Origin of the sequence: cf. Phormidesmis sp. LEGE 11477 (assembly GCF_015207105.1) — a bacterium.
Classification (GTDB): domain Bacteria; phylum Cyanobacteriota; class Cyanobacteriia; order Phormidesmidales; family Phormidesmidaceae; genus Phormidesmis.
In genome coordinates this window covers 1-19086 of the sequence record NZ_JADEXO010000001.1, presented here as the reverse complement: position 1 = coordinate 19086, position 19086 = coordinate 1, and the positions used below count along the sequence as shown (strand labels likewise).

At 48.9% G+C, this 19086-nt stretch carries 14 protein-coding genes; 6 read left to right on the top strand and 8 right to left on the bottom strand.

Going from position 1 to position 19086, the window contains the following annotated elements; translation table 11 throughout:
• Positions 1–7: 7 nt before the first annotated feature.
• From IQ256_RS00070 to hisA, 3 genes are all read left to right on the top strand, one after another.
• A complete protein-coding gene (locus tag IQ256_RS00070) occupies positions 8–1285 on the top strand; it encodes a flotillin family protein (RefSeq protein ID WP_193853107.1) in 1278 nt (425 codons plus the stop codon).
• Positions 1286–1398: 113 nt separating this feature from the next.
• On the top strand, positions 1399–2217 hold the full coding sequence (locus IQ256_RS00065) for a SirB1 family protein (protein ID WP_193853106.1): 819 nt from the start codon (positions 1399–1401) through the stop codon (positions 2215–2217).
• Between the two features lie 68 nt (positions 2218–2285).
• Positions 2286–3059 carry a 1-(5-phosphoribosyl)-5-[(5-phosphoribosylamino)methylideneamino]imidazole-4-carboxamide isomerase gene (hisA, locus tag IQ256_RS00060; RefSeq protein WP_193853105.1) on the top strand — a complete coding sequence of 258 codons (774 nt, stop codon included), beginning with the start codon at positions 2286–2288 and terminating at the stop codon, positions 3057–3059.
• A gap of 69 nt (positions 3060–3128) precedes the next feature.
• Here the strand turns inward: hisA and IQ256_RS00055 are convergent, their stop codons facing one another.
• The 3 genes from IQ256_RS00055 to cbiD all read right to left on the bottom strand — a co-directional run bounded on the left by IQ256_RS00055 (position 3129) and on the right by cbiD (position 6824).
• Positions 3129–3530, bottom strand: a complete 402-nt coding sequence (locus IQ256_RS00055; protein ID WP_193853104.1) for a hypothetical protein — start codon at positions 3528–3530, stop codon at positions 3129–3131.
• Positions 3531–3673: 143 nt separating this feature from the next.
• Positions 3674–5221, bottom strand: a complete 1548-nt coding sequence (gene guaA, locus IQ256_RS00050; protein WP_193853291.1) for a glutamine-hydrolyzing GMP synthase — start codon at positions 5219–5221, stop codon at positions 3674–3676.
• A gap of 496 nt (positions 5222–5717) precedes the next feature.
• Positions 5718–6824 carry a cobalt-precorrin-5B (C(1))-methyltransferase CbiD gene (cbiD, locus tag IQ256_RS00045; protein WP_193853103.1) on the bottom strand — a complete coding sequence of 369 codons (1107 nt, stop codon included), beginning with the start codon at positions 6822–6824 and terminating at the stop codon, positions 5718–5720.
• Between the two features lie 178 nt (positions 6825–7002).
• On the opposite strand from cbiD, the gene moaA reads away from it, so the two are divergent.
• Entirely contained in the window at positions 7003–8007 is a 1005-nt protein-coding gene (gene moaA, locus IQ256_RS00040) for a GTP 3',8-cyclase MoaA (RefSeq protein ID WP_193853102.1), read from the top strand.
• 37 nt (positions 8008–8044) lie between these two features.
• On the opposite strand, the gene IQ256_RS00035 is transcribed toward moaA, so the two are convergent.
• From IQ256_RS00035 to rpsD, 3 genes are all read right to left on the bottom strand, one after another.
• Complete coding sequence (locus IQ256_RS00035) at positions 8045–8341, bottom strand: type II toxin-antitoxin system RelE/ParE family toxin (RefSeq protein ID WP_193853101.1); 297 nt, start codon at positions 8339–8341, stop codon at positions 8045–8047.
• Positions 8338–8598: a type II toxin-antitoxin system ParD family antitoxin gene (locus tag IQ256_RS00030; protein WP_193853100.1), complete on the bottom strand. Its 261-nt coding sequence runs from the start codon at positions 8596–8598 to the stop codon at positions 8338–8340. Before IQ256_RS00030 ends, IQ256_RS00035 begins: the two co-directional genes overlap by 4 nt.
• A 311-nt stretch (positions 8599–8909) precedes the next feature.
• Positions 8910–9518, bottom strand: coding sequence for a 30S ribosomal protein S4 (gene rpsD, locus IQ256_RS00025; RefSeq protein ID WP_193853099.1), 609 nt, complete (start codon positions 9516–9518; stop codon positions 8910–8912).
• Between the two features lie 214 nt (positions 9519–9732).
• Here rpsD and ftsH point away from each other — a divergent pair, with 214 nt between their 5' ends.
• Positions 9733–11754: an ATP-dependent zinc metalloprotease FtsH gene (ftsH, locus tag IQ256_RS00020; protein WP_193853098.1), complete on the top strand. Its 2022-nt coding sequence runs from the start codon at positions 9733–9735 to the stop codon at positions 11752–11754.
• A gap of 154 nt (positions 11755–11908) precedes the next feature.
• Here the strand turns inward: ftsH and IQ256_RS00015 are convergent, their stop codons facing one another.
• Positions 11909–12592 carry a M23 family metallopeptidase gene (locus IQ256_RS00015; protein ID WP_228024422.1) on the bottom strand — a complete coding sequence of 228 codons (684 nt, stop codon included), beginning with the start codon at positions 12590–12592 and terminating at the stop codon, positions 11909–11911.
• A gap of 331 nt (positions 12593–12923) precedes the next feature.
• Positions 12924–15728, bottom strand: coding sequence for a GAF domain-containing sensor histidine kinase (locus tag IQ256_RS00010; protein ID WP_193853097.1), 2805 nt, complete (start codon positions 15726–15728; stop codon positions 12924–12926).
• 553 nt (positions 15729–16281) lie between these two features.
• Here IQ256_RS00010 and IQ256_RS00005 point away from each other — a divergent pair.
• Positions 16282–19086: cobaltochelatase subunit CobN (locus tag IQ256_RS00005; protein ID WP_193853096.1), on the top strand; the 2805-nt coding region annotated here is incomplete at its 3' end.

Sequence of the window (19086 nt, the reverse complement as noted above, 5' to 3'; positions counted from 1 at the left end):
TAAACCGATGGGAGGACTACTCATCATCTTGCTTGCAGCCGCTGGGCTAGGTTCTTTTACGATCAAGAATCTCTACTACATCTGTCAGCCTAACGAAGTGCTGATCTTTGCTGGTAGCAGTCGCAAAACGGGCAACAGTAGAGTAGGTTATCGGCTAGTCAAAGGCGGCAGCAGCATTCGCACTCCTTTACTTGAAAAAGTGATGCGAATGAACCTAAACAACATGATCATTGAGCTAAAGGTGTCTAACGCCTACTCAAAAGGCGGCATCCCGCTGCATGTTTCAGGCGTGGCCAATATCAAGATTGCGGGCGAAGAGCCGACTATCCACAACGCAATCGAGCGGCTGTTGGGCAAGCCCCGCAAAGAAATCGAAAAAATGGCTAAGGAAACGCTAGAAGGTAATCTGCGAGGCGTGCTGGCTAGTTTGACCCCTGAGCAGGTGAATGAAGACAAGATTGCCTTTGCCAAAAGCCTGCTGAGCGAGGCCGAAGAAGATCTCGAAAAGCTAGGTTTAGTGCTCGACACCTTGCAAATTCAGAACATCTCTGATGAGGTACGCTATCTCGATTCGATTGGCCGCAAGCAGCAGGCCGACTTGCAAAGAGATGCTCGAATTGCAGAAGCAGAAGCCAAAGCCGAGTCGGAAATTCAAACGGCTGAAAATGAGAAAATCACTCAGGTTCGTCGGCTAGAGCGCGATACCGGTATTGCCCAAGCAGCGGCGGAACAGCGAACTCAAGATGCCCTGACGATGCGAGCGGCTGTGATTGCAGAAGCAGAGTCGGAAATCGCCTCTGAGCTGGCTCGTATTCAGGCAGATGTGCCGGTACAGCAAGAGCGCATCAAGCAGATTATGGAACAGCTCAAAGCAGATGTGATCGCACCCGCAGAGGCAGATTGTAAGCGCGCGATCGCCCAGGCAAAAGGGAGTGCTTCTACCATTATTGAAGAAGGAAAGGCTCAGGCCGAAGGTACCCGCAGCCTAGCTGAATCCTGGGTAGCAGCGGGTGAGAGTGCTCGCGATATCTTTTTGCTACAGAAGCTAGAAGTTTTGCTCAAGACGCTGACTGCTACCGTTCCTGATGTTGCCGTTCAAAATGTCACCGTCATCGACACTCAGTCTGGCAATCTAGCGACCCAGGCGGCGGCGTTCATGACCCAGCTCAAGCAAACGTCGGGGGTTGATTTGGCGGGTGCGATCAATGGCCTCAGTAACGGTACAAATAGCAGTAATAATGGCAATAGTGCCGTTGTGAAGGGTTCTCTACCGCCAGCTGAATGATCGCTGGCTGAATGATCGCTGGCTGAATGATCAGACACGAAGGGCGCGAGGAAGCTTGTCTTACAATAAAACGAACCTACTTTCTCTTTTTGCTCTTTTTTTGCTGAAATTCTATGAGACTTTCCCCCGCTGGGCAGCGCTTCTATCAGGAAGTTCAAAAGTCCAATGGCCGCATTAGTTTGGCAGCCGCTGCCCTCTACATCGCGCAGGAAGAGTACTGGGATATGGATCCGACGTTTTATCTAGAGAAGCTAGATGAGATGGCAGCAGTCGTGCGATCGCGCTTGCCAAAGGGCCGATATCCTCTGAAGGTGATTCAAGTCATCAATGAGTATCTATTTGATGAGCTGAAGTTCTCAGGCAATCAAATAGACTATTACGATCCGGATAATAGCCACCTGAACTGTGTGCTAGATCGACGATTGGGCATTCCTATTTCGCTCTCGCTGGTGTATCTAGAAATTGCTCATCGACTTAGGTTCCCAATGGTAGGCGTAGGCATGCCAGGCCACTTTTTGATTCGCCCTGTGATTGAAGATATGGAGGTATTTGTCGATCCATTTCATCAGGGCGAAGTGCTGTTTGCCGCCGACTGTCAACAGCGATTTAGTCAGCTATTTCCGCAGGCGCAGTGGCAGCCAGAGTTTCTAGGTGGGGTGATGCCTAAATCGTTTTTGGCCAGGGTACTGATGAATTTGAAGGGCATTTATGTACAGCTAGAGGCGTACAAACAGGCGATTACTGTGTTGGACAAGCTGCTACTGCTTCGACCTTTAGACGTTTTACAGTTGCGCGATCGCGGCCTGATACACCATCAGCTGCAAAATAATCAGCTTGCTAAAAAAGACCTGGAGAACTACTTGCGATCGCACCCCGCCCCGCCGGACAGTCTCAAAATTCGACAGATCCTTGCTGGCCTCAACCGTAGCTAGTAGACCGCCGTCGCTCAGCGCCAGTCTTCCTTGGTACAATTTGGGACAGTTCTATCAACAAAAAGTGAATGGATGTTATCCCAGCTATCGATCTGTTAGAAGGGCGCTGCGTACGATTGTTTCAAGGTGACTACGAAAAGTCACAGGTCTTTAATGAGAATCCTGTAGAGGTTGCCAAGCAGTGGGAAGCTGAAGGTGCCACCCGTCTACACCTAGTTGATTTAGATGGTGCCAAAGCGGGCAAGCCCGAAAACTGGCAGGCCATCGAAGCTATCGCAGCAGCCGTTAGCCTGCCTATCCAGGTAGGGGGTGGACTGCGTGATGCCGACCGGGTTAGCGCACTTTTTGATCTTGGCGTGCAATATGCAATTCTTGGCACCGCCGCTGTCGAAAACCCAGAATTAGTCGGGCAGCTGAGCAGTCAATTTCCAGAACGTATCCTTGTTGGCATAGACGCTCGCGAAGGTAAAGTCGCCACCCGAGGCTGGCTAGAAACCTCTGAAGTGATGGCTATTGACCTAGCAAAACAGATGGAAGCGCAAGGTGCAGCCGCTGTGATCTATACAGATATCAAGCGGGATGGCACCTTGAAGGGGCCGAACCTAGACGCGCTTAGGGAACTAGCAACAGCCATTAAAATACCTGTCGTTGCCTCCGGCGGCGTTAGCTCTATCTCAGATCTAATGCGGTTACTAGGACTGGTCCCCGCCGGTGTGTCTGGCGTGATTGTGGGCAAAGCGCTGTATACGGGTGATATCTTTCTCGAAGATGCCATTAAAGCGGTAGGCCCCGGACGCTGGCAAGACGTACCACCGGATTTGGGGACTTCTGCGATCGCCTAAGTTCATACCAGTTGAATAACTGGAACTCAAAACACTGAACTCAAAACACTGAACTCAAAACATAGAGAGCTAGCCGTTATTTTGCTTGAGCACTTCGATTTCTTCGCGCATGGCAATTAGCTCAGCCGTCAAAGACTCAACCTCTTTTTTGAGTTCAGTGTCTACGACGGGCGTTGCTACGGTTGTTACTGTTTTTGGCTCAGGCGCACTTTGAGTAAAAGGGGATGAGGCACTTCTAAACGGTTCTGGCATCTGGCTAGTCACACCTTCCACAAAATCACGCGCCTCTTTTTCGGTCAGCGCGCCGCGAACTTCTAACTTGTCTGCCAGCCGCTCCCAGTCTGTGCCAACCGCTGAGAAATCAGCCGCCGCTCGCTGCGGATCTTGAATGGCTTCTACTGCCGAAGACGCTGCACCGAGCGTTACCCGGTAGCCTTTTTGTAACAGTTCAGTCAATGTGTCGGTATTCATAGCGCTATAAGTTCGTTTCTGTATGATTCATTGTGCCGCAAACCTCAAACCCTGACTATGCACTGTAGATAGATACGACTACAGGCATAATCCACAATACAGAATTGGGGACTTCCCAAAAGTCCATGCTTGCTGTCATATCTCTATTCCCACTCGATCGTGCCAGGCGGCTTGGAGGTGATGTCGTACACCACCCGATTTACCCCCTCAACTTCATTAACCACCCGGTTAGAGATACTTTCTAGCAGTTCGTAAGGCGCGCGTGACCAATCAGCCGTCATACCATCTTCACTACTGACTAAACGCAGCACAATTGGATAAGCATAGGTACGCTGATCGCCCATGACACCGACGCTACGCACTGGTAGCAAAACGCCGAATGCCTGCCAAAAATCGTGATAGCTGTCACTTCGGCGGATTTCTTGACGGATGATATAGTCAGCATCTCTCAGGATATGTAGACGCTCATCTGTCACTTCACCGAGAATACGAATAGCCAGACCAGGGCCGGGGAAAGGATGCCGCCGAACGATATCGTCAGGCAGGTCGACCGCAACACCGACTTTTCGCACTTCGTCTTTAAACAGCTTTCGCAGCGGCTCTATAAGTTTGAATCTTAGATCCTCTGGCAATCCGCCGACGTTGTGATGACTCTTGATCTTGACGGCGACTCGCTCTCCCGTACTCGGATCGACGTTGGTATCGGCAGATTCGATTACATCGGGATAGAGCGTCCCTTGAGCTAGATAGTCAAAAGGCCCTAGTCGAGTCGATTCTTCTTCAAAGACTTGAATAAATTCGTGGCCGATAATTTTACGCTTCTCTTCTGGGTCGGTCACTCCTTTGATCTTGGCTAAAAATCTGTCTCTAGCGTTAATGTATTCCACATTGATGTGGAATCGATTGTTGAAGATTTCGATCAGGCGCTCGGGCTCACGTTTACGCATAAAGCCTTGATCGATAAACATGCAGGTGAGCTGATCGCCAATTGCTCTGTGTAATAAGAAGGCAAGCGTAGAAGAATCTACCCCACCAGATAGGGCCAATAGAACGCGCTGATCGCCAACTTTTGCTCGCACTTCACGAATGGCTTCTTCGACAAAGGCTTCGGTAGTCCAGGTCGGTTCACACTGGCAGATGTCGTAGACAAAGTTGCGAATCAGGGTACTGCCTTCGGTGGAGTGAACAACTTCTGGATGGAACTGGACACCGTAGAATTTCTTCTGATGGTTGGCGATCGCAGCTTGCGGCGTATTCACCGTGTGGGCTAATACCTCAAAGCCTTCTGGTAGCTGAGTCACCGAGTCACCGTGGCTCATCCACATAGTTGAAGCGTTCGTCACACCCTCTAGAATGTCGATGCCAGCGTCAATCAGCAGCGAGGCTTTACCATACTCACCTCGCTCAACCCGCTCAACCTGGCCGCCTAGTTGTTGCACCATTAGCTGCATGCCATAACACACCCCTAATACTGGAATCCCTAAGTTCCAGATTTCGGGATCGCAAGCTGGAGCCCCTTTGTCATAGACAGAGTTAGGTCCGCCAGAGAGGATAATTCCTTTAGGATTTAGCTGACGAAGCTGCTGGGCACTGGTGCGATAAGAGAGCACCTCTGAATAGACTTCTGTTTCGCGGATACGGCGCGCAATCAGTTCAGAGTATTGTGAACCAAAATCTAAAATCGCCAGCATTTGACGATTTAGGCTAGAGGATTCGACAGTAGCTAAGGAGCCGGTAGGGTGTACTGATGAGACTGGAGTTTGAGGAGCCACAATCAATCCTGTTAATTGAGTTTGCATGCCTGGCGGCGTTGGTGGAAACCCACCGTTCATATTGAAAATAAGTTATGAAAATACGCCGAAGGACTAAAGTACTTCGGCTCGTGCGATCGACTGACTAAGGATCTAACTACACCAAAACGAGAACGTAAACTGCTCTTTTCAAGCTGCTAAAAAATACAAACGGCCATCAGCGCGATTAGCCCAAGACTGAGGTGGCGGCGACTAAAAGGCATCAAACTTACAATACTTGTTCAGTAAGTTGGGCAGATTTGACATCACTTTAGTTAATGGTCTTGCTAGCAAGTAGTTTTGATTTGAAAGGCAATAGACGACTGAAGTTGAAAGGGTTACGAATATATTATTTTACTTTTTAATTACAGTAGCAAACCGGCTGCGACTTAAGGCACTAATTAGCGAGTAAAATCTGGCCAATCTCACTCTTAACGACTATCTGTCTCTGCCGATCAAAAAGTATGCTGCCGACTTGAACCGACTGTTCTGTGTGGGTTTTGATATAGGCGTGCGATCGCTGATCAATTCGCTTTGCGATCACGCCGTACACTTGCTCCACCCAGTTTTCTCCGCTCGAGCGATCCAAACTTTTCAAGATTTCTAGCGCCGCTTCAGTCGTTGCACTCGCCAATACCTGCTGCGCTACCGTCGTTTCTAGTCCAGCCTGCACACAGCAAGCTGCCATAATCTCTTGCCGAGCGTCTGCTACATGGTGGTGCGTATGAAAAATACCGCCCGCTAGCTTTACCAGCTTGCCATGATAGCCAAACAGCAAAATAGAGCGCACGCCTAATTCACCAGCTTCTACCAGCAAAGGCCCCAGCCAGTTCGCCGTCTTTAAGCGTCTATCTGCGTCGATGCCATGCTGGGTGGCCAGATCTAAGCCGTTTTCCCCCAGGCAAAAAACAAGGTCTAAATAGTCAGCGGCTTTCTGCCGAAGCGTTTCTCTATATACCGTTAGCTGATCTGGCGCACTCAAAGGCTGAGCAATGCCGCTAGTTCCTAGTAGCGACAGCCCATCAACCACGCCAAACGCCGCATTAGACGTACGTAAGGCCAATCGGCGACCTTCGGGCAAAACGATTGTTACCTTGATTTTTTGAGTATCTGTTAGCTGTGCCGATAGATGTGTGACAATTAGTTGACGAGCATAGGCATAGATAGCATCACCGTCGGTATGATGGCCAATGCCCTCTCCGCCTTCTAACAGAATTTGTTCTGTTTGGCACGCCTCAGCCCAGCTTACAATCGACCAAATAGGCGTGTGGCGAGTCAGATCTAGGTTGTCACCAGGATCGCTACGGGTGATAGCAAGCGCAGAGTTTTTGGAAAGTGGAGCTACTTGCTCAATCTCAATTTCGACGGTTTCATCAGGGTTGAGTAGATTAAAGGCGACCGTCGGCACTGAAGCGTGGTGAATAAGCTGATGGAGAGCGGCGATCGCACCTGCACAGGCAAATACTGGCAACGTATAGCCACACCTAGGCTGAGCGCTCACCATAGCCACCTTTTACTGCGATTTATCCATCTCTCTATCGGTCTCTTCATCAGTCTCTTCATCAGCCGTTCTATTCATTCATTTGCTTCGCTATAGCTTATAGATAAGCTATTTGTGCTAACACATCTATCGATTAATAGTGGAGTATAGAGGGAACGAACTGTCCCCTTCGTCTATTGCGATGACTTCGCCCAATCCGCCCAATCGAATTGACTATCTACGCATTAGCTTAATCGATCGATGCAACTTCCAATGCGTCTACTGCATGCCTGAAGGCGCTGACTTGCAGTACGCATTGAAGGAACATTGGCTGACACACGATGAGATTTTACAGCTCTTACGCGAGGTCTTCATTCCATTGGGGTTTACTCGATTTCGGCTGACCGGGGGAGAGCCTTTGCTGCGACCCGGCATTGTGGAATTGGTGCGTGCGATCGCCCAGCTTCCCCAAACCGAAGACCTCGCCATCACGACTAACGGATTCCTGCTTGCTGACTTAGCTCAGCCGCTGTACGAGGCAGGCTTGCGACGCATTAACATCAGCCTAGATTCGCTCAACGCAGAAACCTTTCAACAGATCATTGGTGGGAGGGGGCGATCGCGTTGGCAAGACGTCTGGCGGGGCATCCAAACCGCACACAAGGTAGGATTCTCACCGCTCAAGCTCAACGTCGTTGTCATTCCTGGGATTAACGATCACGAAGTGCTAGACCTTGCCGCCCTATCTATTGAGCAAGAATGGCATGTTCGCTTTATTGAATTTATGCCCATTGGCAATGACACTTTGTTTGGCAGCAAAGGTTGGATTGATAGCGAATCGATTCGCGCTCAGATCCGCGATCGATGGGGAATTAAGACCAGCAGTATCAAGGGAAACGGCCCAGCCGACGTATTTCAGATCACAGGTGCGAAAGGAACCATCGGGTTTATCAGTCAAATGTCAGAATGCTTTTGCGACAGATGTAACCGTATGCGCCTCTCTGCCGACGGTCTCTTGCGCCCTTGCTTGCTCAACGAAAATGGCCAAATCGATCTGCGTACCAGCTTACGCAACGGCATTCCACTATCCAAAATACGCGAGCAAGTAGCGGTATTAGTCAACGAAAAACCAGAGATTAACTTCAAAATGCGCGAGTCCGGCGTCACCGGAGCCTACAGCCGTACCATGTCCCAAATCGGCGGCTAGACACCAAGCCATCCGCGCTATAGAAACGGAACTGCTGCTACGGTTCCTCAAACATAGCTGGAAAGTCACGACGACCACTGACAACTCTCAGAACTTCAATACCATCATCTAGAAGCCTATAAAAGATAATGTAGCCATCTAGAGACATTCCTCTCAGGTTAGGCCGAATTGTCGCATAGCTTCTACCGCTTTTCGGGAACGTCACTAGCTGAGAGCACTTATGGTTGAACTTGCGAAGAAAGCGTTCACCAGCTTCAATATCATACTCAGCAAAATAGTCAGTAATTTCGACTAAATCTTGAGTAGCAAGAACACTGATAACGTAGCGGTTCACTTTCGCTTCGCCTGCTGCAACCGCTCCAACATGCTATCAACAAACGTTTCGCCGTCCACCGGAGGCATTTTTTCTGAAGCTTCGATTGCTGCGTCAACTTTTGCTCGAACTTCATTAACCCACTCAGCGTTAGACTGCTCGTATTCGTCTAATAAGCGAAAAGCAATCTCTAACACCTCTTCAGCAGAACGATAATTCCCAATCCGAAGTTTGCGCTGAACAAAGCGTTCTTGGTCGGTGGTAAGGCTAATACTCATCTATTGTTCTGTCTAACGTTTCATGTAATCAATCACTCGATGTGCTTCGCACTTCATTACTCGAACCTAAGCACCTACTCTTGAGCTTTCCTCTAGAATAGCTGAATAGTCTCGAAGAGTGCGGCTAAGCACCGATAAGCACCGACCGCTAAAGCAGCTTTTTAATCAACCCAATCACACGTATTGAACTTCTCAGATATCTACGGTAGGTGCGGAAAGAACAAAGACATTGCAGCTGCACATGACAAGAGCCTCTCAGTCTAAGACTAAGAGGCTCTCTAAGCAGCAAAAAGAAGAGATCTATTGAGCGCTTAAGCCTGACGTGAGTAGTACTCAACTACCAGTAGCTCATTGATGTTCAAGGCGATCCATTCGCGTTCGATCACGCCTGTGACCTTCGCTTCTAGCTTGCCTTTATCAAAATCCAAGTGAGTCGGGACATTCGCCAAACCTGGGAATTCCAAGTTGCCTTCTACTAGCTTCTTAGAAGCGTCTTTACCACGAACCCCAATCACATCACCCGGTCGGCACTGATAGCTAGGAATGCTGACCACACGGCCATTGACCGTGATATGGCCATGATTGACAACCTGGCGAGCAGCGGGAATGGTTGGCCCCATGCCCAAGCGGAAGATGGTGTTATCTAGACGCATCTCTAGCTGCTGTAGAATCACTTGTCCGGTAGAACCCCCGGCTCTACGTGCTTTTTTCACGTAGCGAAGGAGCTGGCGCTCGGTAACGCCGTAATTGAAACGAAGCTTTTGCTTCTCTTCTAGACGGATACAGTACTCAGATTTCTTTTTCCGAGCCTGACCATGCTGTCCAGGGGGATACGCTTTCCGAGCCGATTTGCGGGTTAAACCCGGCAGGTCGCCTAAGCGGCGTACCACTCTTAGGCGAGGACCTCTATATCGGGACATTTTGTCTCCAAAAGTATGTTTGCAGATCTCACACTATACCTGAAAAATACTGCGAGGACGCAAATAATCAACGAACTCTTACCAAAAAGCGCGCCGTAAGGGTCTTTTCTGCGGTCAGTTACCAGATTAAAAGGTTAGACTAGGGCGCAGTTATGCTTACGGTTCCACCCGGCGTTTCTCCACCTAGCGTTTTTATCGTTCTAGTGCAGCCCCTATGCAGCAAAATCATTCTCAGATTCAGACCTCCTCTCAAATTGCCGCCGCTAGCAAAGCTGTCTATAAAAGAGCCTCAAAGGGAGCAATCGGTGCATTCTCAGCCAGCCTGCTAGCGGCCACGCTATTAATAGGAGGAACGTCTAGTAGAACACCTGCGATCGCGCAGACCACCTCTGAAACTACCTTCAAAACCAGCTCCGAAACTGGAGAGCTCACTGCACAGCTACCTTCTGCGCGATCAGAAGGTGAAGAAGAGGAGGCGCTGGAGTATGGAGAACTTCTCACCAAAATCGATAATGGCGAAGTCGAATCGGTTGAACTCGATCAGATCAACGGCGTTGCTAGAGTCCAGCTCAAATCCGCAGAAGCAGACGCCGAGCCAATAGAAGTCAGAGTATTCAGAAATGACCGTAATCTAGACTTGCAAGACAGATTAAACGATAACGATGTGACCTGGGAGGTCACGCGCAACGCCGATAACAGCGCCGTAACTAGTCTGGTAACGACGGGTATCGTAGCCATGCTGGTGGTGTTTGCCATGCTGATGCTGCTAAGGCGCTCTGCTAGCTCTAGCGGTGGGGCGATGAGCTTTGGTCGCTCAAAAGCTAGGTTCCAAATGGAAGCCAAAACGGGCGTCACGTTTGAAGATGTTGCTGGCATCGACGAGGCAAAAGAAGAGCTGCAAGAAGTGGTGACTTTCCTCAAAAATCCTGAGCGCTTTACAGCGATTGGGGCTCGCATTCCGAAAGGGGTGCTATTAGTCGGCCCGCCGGGAACAGGCAAGACGCTACTGGCTAAGGCGATCGCAGGCGAAGCCGGGACACCTTTTTTCAGCATCTCTGGATCAGAATTTGTCGAAATGTTTGTGGGTGTAGGAGCCTCCCGGGTACGTGACCTATTCAAAAAAGCAAAAGAGAACGCACCTTGCATTGTCTTTATTGACGAGATTGATGCAGTAGGTCGTCAAAGAGGCACAGGCATTGGCGGCGGCAACGACGAGCGAGAACAAACGCTAAACCAACTGCTTACCGAAATGGACGGGTTTGAGGGTAATAGCGGCATCATCGTCATTGCCGCGACTAACCGCCCTGACGTCTTAGATTCGGCTCTGCTGCGGCCCGGTCGTTTTGATCGGCAGGTAACCGTTGACCTGCCAGGACTAAAAGGTCGACTGGGCATCTTGGCAGTGCATGCGCGTGACAAGAAAATTGCTGACGACGTGGAAATAGATGCGATCGCCCGCCGAACAACTGGTTTTTCTGGCGCGCAGCTCGCCAACTTGCTCAACGAAGCCGCTATTCTTACCGCTAGGCGGCGAAAAGATGCCGTGACGATGCTTGAGGTCAACGACGCAATTGATCGTCTCACTATCGGCCTTAGCCTCAACCCATTGATGGACAGCAAGAAGAAAAGACTCTTGGCCTATCACGAGGTCGGGCACGCTCTGATTGGCTCGCTCAGCAAGTACGGTGGGCTGCTCAATAAAGTAACGATCATTCCGCGCTCAGGCGGCATTGGTGGCTTTGCTAGCTTTGCCGTTCAAGAAGATCGACTAGACAGCGAGTTTCTCAGATCCTATGGCGAAATTATTGATGATCTGGTGATGACACTTGGTGGACGCGCCGCTGAAGAAGTTATTTTCGGCGAAGCTGAAGTGACTTCAGGAGCCTCTAGCGACATCAGCTATGTCAGCAAGCTAGTCAAAGATATGGTGACTAACTATGGCATGGCAGCACTATCACCCAAAGACGACTCGAAAGCGTCAGCGGTACGTACCGATATTATGGGGGGGGGCGAAGAATATTCTGACGAGCTAGCAACCGAAATCGACGACAGGATGAGAGAAATCGCCCAAGAATGTCTAGATCGAGCTAGGCAGATCATCAGTGACAATCGGGTGTTAGTCGACCGGCTAGTCGATATATTGATAGAGAAAGAAACGCTAGAAGGCGATGAGTTTCGTGACATCGTCAGCGAATACATTACGCTGCCTCAAAAAGAAGAAGTCAAGATTGGCTAACGATTGTTCTTGAGACAAACTAAGGGCAAACTAAAAGCCCCACTAAAGCGTTGAGTCTTTAGCGGGGCTTTTCTGATGGAGTTCTTCTGATGGAACTATGGCTGTATCCTAATTGAGTCTACCAGGTGTCATTTAAGCGTTCGCCACTTAGCTCTTAGCGAGGTAGTGAAGCCCGACTCTGTCCATCGGCCATTGCCTGAAGCACTAGACCGGGGTCTACCCAATCACCTTGATAACGCATCCCCCAGTGAAGGTGTGGCCCTGTGGTGCGGCCAGTCATACCGACTCTACCGATGCGATCGCCTGTATAGAGCGCCTGCCCTTCTACGAGCCGAACCCCACCGGGTCCATCCAAGAAAACTCTTCGCCCTTGTTCATTCGTTACATAGCCCTGCATATGACAATACACGTGAGTCCAATCGCCTGACTCGATGACGACCGATGTTCCACAAGCACTATCGTCAGAAACTTCTACGACATGCCCTTCCCACCAGTTACGAATATAGCTCCCGGTCGGTGCAGCGATATCAATACCGTAGTGAAAACCAGAGCCCCGATAGCCGTAGGGAGAAGTATACGCCTGAAAATTTTCAACTGGGAAAGAAGCAATTTGCCAGGGCTCACTAGCCCGCGCAATCTGAGCATCTGGAACCGCAACCGCCGCTTGCCTTAGAGAGTGAGGCACCATCTCCCCAGTACCCGCTAGCAACAACCCACTAGCGAGTAATAAACCAACGAAAAAGGCTCTTTGCCGCTGAAAAAATCGGCCTCTAGCCAGCCACTTTCGATGAAATGGTCTCCAGCCGGTGCGTAAGTAGGAAAGGAAGAGTCGCTTCATACCAGAAAAGAGGAGTTTGTTGTGCAAGACACGGAACCTATGTATTCGCACTGAAAGAAATCATACTTCCAGTACCAAAACTCTATCGAAAGGCTGAATAGGCGCTTCGTTAAGCTTAGCTACTGATTAATGTACCCTGAAATATCTCTTAGAGCAGGAACTGGCAAGAAGCATATAAGCATTATCGATACAAGGATCGTCTACTAATTAAAAAATCCTGATAGATCATTCAAGCAAATCGTCTTACTAGATACAGTGCTGCTTTGGCAAATAGACTCCGCACATCTACTTACCCAAGGTTACTGATGTGTGGTTACTTACGCACAGCCAGTTACAGATTAGGCAGCGTCAACTGTCGAGATTTTTCTATCAGATTCTTAGGATTAACTGGCTTGTCCAAAGTATCGTGGTGAGCAATGTGCGAGGACGCAGAAGTCGATTGTCCTAACAAAGCAAGTACCCTAGTACCTACCGCTGTGACTGATTGCTCGATTGCCTTAATATCGTCTTGTCGATGGCTTAGCAAAGCAAGATCTGCAATCAGCAGCGCAGGCTTCAACAGCGTCACTTGAACTGCAATATCATCGGCTAGTGTTAGCCAAATAACTTCATAACCGTCCGCTGTCAGCAGCTCACAAATGATAGCAGCACTATTTTCTTCGGTTTCTAGCAAAAGTACAACCGGCTTGGTAGTGCGCTCTAAAGTGGGAGGCACGCGATAGCGATCGCTCAAATTTGGCTTCGATCGTATTGGCAAGCTCACCATGAAAGTAGAACCCTTACCTACAGCCGAAGTGACTTGGATAGTGCCATCGTGCAGCTCGACTAAATGCTTAGTCATCGCTAGCCCTAATCCCGTTCCTGAATACTGACGCTGAAAGGGGGATTCTAACTGTTTGAACTTCTCGAATAGGAATTGCTGCTGAGACTCAGGAATACCAATACCGGTATCTTCTACCTGTAGCACAATGGCATCTAACTCTTTTTGCACCCGTATAACCACCTGTCCGCCAGCAGGCGTGAACTTGACTGCATTATCGACTAGATTAGAAAGAATTTGCTCCATCCGCTCGAAGTCAGCAAGAAAATTAGCGCTATCAGGATCGATCGCGCAATCTACGCTCAACGACACGTTATGGTTTTTAGCGGCCTCTTGGTGCCGATTGACAACTGAGTAAACCAGATTAGATAAAGGAAAGGCGCTGACGTTTAGCAGCGATCGCCCCGACTCTACCTTGGCAAACTCTAAAATGTCATTGATAACTGTCAGTAGCTGCTCACCGCTGTGATTAATTGTGTTTAGATAGCTACGCTGGCGATCGCTTAACTCACCAAAAGACCAGCGTAGTAAGGTTGCTGACATACCGATGATATAAGTCAAAGGCGTGCGTAGTTCGTGGCTCATAGTCGAGAGAAATTCTCCCTTAGTTCGATCGGCGGCGGCGGCAGCGGCTAATGCATCCTGTAGATTGCGAGTACGCTCTACGACGCAGCTTTCTAGGCTTGTTTTCTGTTGTCGGAGCTGGTGGTACAAAGAAGCCTGTTCAATCGCAACTGCTAAGTGCTCGGCGATATGCTGCAAAAAAACAGCCTCTGTTTTGTGCCAGTTTCGATAGTTTTTACACTGATGTGCAATCAGCAATCCCCACAGCTGACCTTTAATAATAATAGGGGCGATAATCTTAGACTTGATTTGCGCCTCGTGCAAAAAATCAAGTAGACAGCTTGTCTCAGCATATTTTTCATCCACATTATTGACAGCTACAGGCTGACCCATTAAATAGTGTGAATAGGTAGGCAGCGTAGAGCAAAAACAGCTTGCTTCGGAAAAATTGAGAACGGAGGAAATCTCTTCTGAGAGTCTAGACTCATAGGTCACCTGGCCTGCATGCACCTGATGACCCACAATGGCATCGCTAGTTTGATCAGTATCTGTCGCACTAGAGTGAGTCGTAGACTCAAAAAAATGTTTGCCTAAGTGAACACCTCTTTGAGCTTCATCCGTTGAATTGAACTGATAGATTACTAACCTATCAGCTAGTAAAAACTCACGAACCTGGGCCACAGTTGTTTCTAGGATAGAAGGCAGATCTAGGCTGTGCCGGATACGGGTAATCACCTGGTTAAGCAACAGGCTCTGTTCAATCTCGTTCCTAAGGGCCGTAGGTTGATCTAGCTGACGGTCCCCTTCGGGTGAAGTTGCAAGCTCCTTAGCCCATGACAGGAAGAAAGCATCTTGTAATAGAGGGGAGGAGTCTTCTGCTGCGGCACAATGATTGCCTGCAGACTCAGGGCTACTCTTAGATCCAGGGGTCTTGGCCCTAGGGATATTAGAGGATATTTCGGAGACTGCGGCGCTAGACTTTAGTTCTGTCATAAATGCCTCAATTTTGATGTTGTCGATTGTGAGGTTGACAAGATATCTATCAGCCTTCTGCAAATTAGCTTTTGAATCGAGAAGATCTAAAGTATGAGATTTCGTTATCTTCTCTAAATGTTCGCTTCTCTTTGAATGTTCGCTTCTGTAGTCGGGTTTAGAATAGGCAGAGCTAAGCGAGAGGTTGTGGTCAGCATGCGGAGCATGATGAATGTTCGGCTGCCGTTGGGATAAGGGAGATAGATTTAGAGAAGCGTGGCGATTGATATCTGGGGACAAGTGCGCCCGTTCTACGGATACGCTGCCAGTCGAGGCATAAGGGACAGACGCACTACTATTGCTTGACGCCTGACTCAGTAATTCATGGTTCAGCGATGCACGGTTCGAAAATAAAGCAGTCGACGGTGAAGAAGCTAGCGGCTTGGCTGTCAGTAAGACACTGAGGCTAGGCGATCGCATCAAAACAAAATCTACTTCTGCAATATCGCTGCTCTCTGTAATACCACCACTTGCGACACCACTAATCGAGCGGGTATCGCTGGTATTTCCGCTTGTCTTACTTGCTAGGGTCTTATCTAGTTGGGTCTCATCTTGAGGTGAAACTTTGTGATGAGGTTCGGCAGCTCGATGCTCGGCAAGCTGTGCTGCTGTCATCACAGAATTAAAGAATGGCTCCTGACGCATCAAAGATTCTCTCAGGCGCTGATAGGCACTCAGAGAAAACTCTTGATTGGCAATAGAATAGTGAGGAGTTTGCATTACTTAAAGAGCGACCAGGGAGCATGTGCAGAACAGATAGGCACAAACGGAGACAGAAAAACCAGCGACCAGGCTACTACAAGAACAGCCGACCAATAGCTATCAAAAGTGACTGTAGAAGGTAGATCCTTAAGGCGAGTCAGAATCTAATAGCTTGTCGTGTAGATATGTAGACAATATGTAAATAAAGACAAACAATCTCTGGAAGGATGTAGTTCTATCACACTAGCGAAGTTTTTATGACTAATAGGATCTTCTCTTAGCAGCGCTCAAATGTATCTGGAGTATGTAGAAACAAATATTTTGCTTTATATTTGGCAAAAAAAAGAGATTAAAATACAAAGCCAACCAAAGTGAAGCTATAAAAACGATTTTCGAGCAAGCACATTCAATAGTTCAGTGAGGAACTTTGGCCAGTTAAAACCGCTTACTGGTTGAGAACTTTTGTTTAAGCCTTGTTAAAGTATTAGCTCTGTAGTTGTCAGCAGGATAACGCGAGTTCATCTGTGGTCTGTATTATTTCCCTAGTTCTTTAACATTTCAGTTCTTATACATGCATCGATTAGCGGCTACGCCAGGCGGCTGGGACAACACGAAAGAGGGAGTTATTTTCGTTGAACAATCGCCTGCACCAATTGTTTTGCTGACAGCGGCTGATACCGATATCTCTGCACTAAATCAGGGTTTGAATCAGCTACCTAAAGACTTTGAGGAAATTCGTGCGCTCAACTTGCTTCAGTTACAGCAGCAGCTCACTATTGATACCTATGCCGAGACAGTTCTAAGCTATGCGCGTTTAATTATTGTCAGAATTCTAGGTGGACGTGCCTACTGGTCATATGGCCTAGAAGTTCTAAAGGAATTAGTGTCTGCGACAGGTGCCAGGCTGATCGTGATGCCAGGAGACGACAGACCAGATTTAGATCTGATGAGCCACTCTACGGTTGCGCTATCGGTTGTCAACCGCTTGTGGCGGTACTTTACGGAAGGAGGCGTGGATAATCTATGTTACGGGCTCATGTACGCTAGCGATCGCACGCTATCAACCAACTACAATCCACCGCTCCCCCAAACCGTAGCCAAAGTGGGTCTCTACACACCTACTGACATTTACACTTCTCCTACTGTTGTTCAAGGATTAAAAACAAGAGCCAACACAAAAGGATATAAAAAGTCAGATCTATCTACAGACATACAGATAAATTTGAAGAGCTCAAAGACTTTGAATTCATCTCAAGAAACAACTTTTAATCTGGCTATAGAAAACATACCTAATTTGATAGATGAAAGCGATCTTCCGCTGTCATTGAGTAAGGCAAAGCTATCTCACCCCAAAGGGAGTTATCCACTCAAAAGAAACGATCACACTCCGCCACCTCTGTTGGAAACTAGCTCAAAAAGAGCCAAGTCATTTGCTCGAATCGGGATTATTTTCTATCGAGCTCACTATCTATCAGGTAATACCAAAGCAATTAATGTAGTTGCTAGAGCGCTTGTCAAACGCAATCTTACTCCTGTTCCTATCTATGTTTCTTCACTTAAAGAATTAGAGGTTCAGCAGGTACTGCTTCGCTACTGTCAGCCTGAAGACGGGCACCCGGCAATTGACCTAGTGCTGAACACAACCAGTTTTGCAATCACCGGATTTCATTCAGCTAACCTCTCAAGCCCCGCCTCGAAACCATCACTTTGGCAGCAGCTAGATGTTCCGGTTTTACAGCTGATTTGTAGCGGTAGCTCGCGCGACTATTGGCAAAGCCATCCGCAAGGACTCACACCTAGGGATATTGCCATGAATGTGGCACTACCGGAGGTAGATGGGCGGGTAATCACTCGGGCGATTTCTTTCAAGGCGGCAAGCTACTCTACGAGAAGAGCAAAGCTCTACAACTCCGCTCAGATCGCAGAAGGCAATGAGAGAAGTAATGAGCAGAGCGATAGGAAAAGCGCTGGTAGGAGCTTGCAGACGGATGTGGTGGTGTATGAGCCAGAGGGCGATCGCATCGATTTTGTAGCAGACTTGGCGCTCAAATGGGTTCAGCTACGCCGTACGCCTATTCAAGATCGTAAAATCGCGTTGGTCTTGGCTAATTACCCCAACCGGGATGGACGCATGGCCAATGGGGTGGGCTTAGATACCCCCGCGAGCTGTCTGGAGATATTGCGATCGCTTCAGCGAGCGGGCTACACCCTCACCGACTTACCAGAAACAGGCGATGCACTGATGGCACAGCTAGCAGCAGGCATCACTAACGACCCCGAAGGATATGGTCTTAGGCCCATCTACCAAACGCTGTCACTAGAGAGCTATCAGTCGTTTTTTCAATCGCTTTCTCCCTCTGTACAAACAGGCGTCGTCAACCGCTGGGGCAAGGCTAGCGAGGAATGGCGGCGCTTTAGCTCTGCCCAAGAAGCGGTTGATTGCCTGCCAATTTCAGGCGTTCAGTTTGGCAACGTTTTCGTCGGCATTCAGCCTAGTCGCGGATACGATATTGATCCGACGCTGAACTATCACGCCCCAGATCTAGAGCCGACTCACGCCTATTTGGGCTTCTATTACTGGTTGCGATCGCACTTCGGCGCACAGGCAATGGTGCATGTAGGCAAGCATGGCAATTTGGAGTGGCTACCTGGCAAGGGAATTGCCCTCTCAGCCAACTGCTATCCAGAAGCAGCCTTTGGACCGATGCCTCATTTTTATCCCTTCATCGTGAATGATCCAGGTGAGGGCGCGCAGGCGAAGCGACGAGCAAGCGCCGTGATTCTAGATCACCTGACGCCGCCAATGACTCGCGCTGAACTATACGGCCCTTTACAGCAGTTAGAAAGTCTAGTTGATGAATATTACGAGGCTCAAAATCTAGATCCGACTCGGCTAAAGATTATTGGCCGCAAGATTGTCGATCTGCTACAAACTACTCAACTTCAGCAAGATTTGGGCCTATCTGTTACCCACACCCCAACCGCATCGCTCGACTTACAGACCTGGCTACCTCAGATTGACGGCTATCTCTGTGAGCTGAAAGAGGCTCAGATCCGAGACGGCCTCCATATCTTTGGCCAGTGTCCAACAGGCGATCGGCTGCGAGACTTGATAGTGGCGATCGCCCGTCATCCCAACTCAGAGCATATTGGATTGAGCCGGGCGATCGCCCAAACCTGGAATCTCGATTTTGACCCGCTCACCGACGATCCAGCGACACCCTACCAATCATCTAGCCTTCCTCCAACCCAAAGCTGTCGCACTGACTGTCGCACTGTAGGAGATGTGATCGAACAGATAGAAATCTACGCCGCCGACCTAGTCAACCAGCTCATTAATCCAGACACTTCGATCACCTCCTCACCCCCTCACCCC

Excerpts from the sequence above, each read along its gene's own strand:
- IQ256_RS00065 (WP_193853106.1), top strand. The coding sequence starts at position 1,399 with ATGAGACTTTCCCCCGCTGGGCAGCGCTTCTATCAGGAAGTTCAAAAG.
- IQ256_RS00015 (WP_228024422.1), bottom strand. The coding sequence starts at position 12,592 with ATGAAGCGACTCTTCCTTTCCTACTTACGCACCGGCTGGAGACCATTT.
- hisA (WP_193853105.1), top strand. The coding sequence starts at position 2,286 with ATGGATGTTATCCCAGCTATCGATCTGTTAGAAGGGCGCTGCGTACGA.
- IQ256_RS00030 (WP_193853100.1), bottom strand. The coding sequence starts at position 8,598 with ATGAGTATTAGCCTTACCACCGACCAAGAACGCTTTGTTCAGCGCAAA.
- ftsH (WP_193853098.1), top strand. The coding sequence starts at position 9,733 with ATGCAGCAAAATCATTCTCAGATTCAGACCTCCTCTCAAATTGCCGCC.
- IQ256_RS00055 (WP_193853104.1), bottom strand. The coding sequence starts at position 3,530 with ATGAATACCGACACATTGACTGAACTGTTACAAAAAGGCTACCGGGTA.
- guaA (WP_193853291.1), bottom strand. The coding sequence starts at position 5,221 with ATGCTGGCGATTTTAGATTTTGGTTCACAATACTCTGAACTGATTGCG.
- IQ256_RS00070 (WP_193853107.1), top strand. The coding sequence starts at position 8 with ATGGGAGGACTACTCATCATCTTGCTTGCAGCCGCTGGGCTAGGTTCT.
- moaA (WP_193853102.1), top strand. The coding sequence starts at position 7,003 with ATGACTTCGCCCAATCCGCCCAATCGAATTGACTATCTACGCATTAGC.
- rpsD (WP_193853099.1), bottom strand. The coding sequence starts at position 9,518 with ATGTCCCGATATAGAGGTCCTCGCCTAAGAGTGGTACGCCGCTTAGGC.
- cbiD (WP_193853103.1), bottom strand. The coding sequence starts at position 6,824 with ATGGTGAGCGCTCAGCCTAGGTGTGGCTATACGTTGCCAGTATTTGCC.
- IQ256_RS00010 (WP_193853097.1), bottom strand. The coding sequence starts at position 15,728 with ATGCAAACTCCTCACTATTCTATTGCCAATCAAGAGTTTTCTCTGAGT.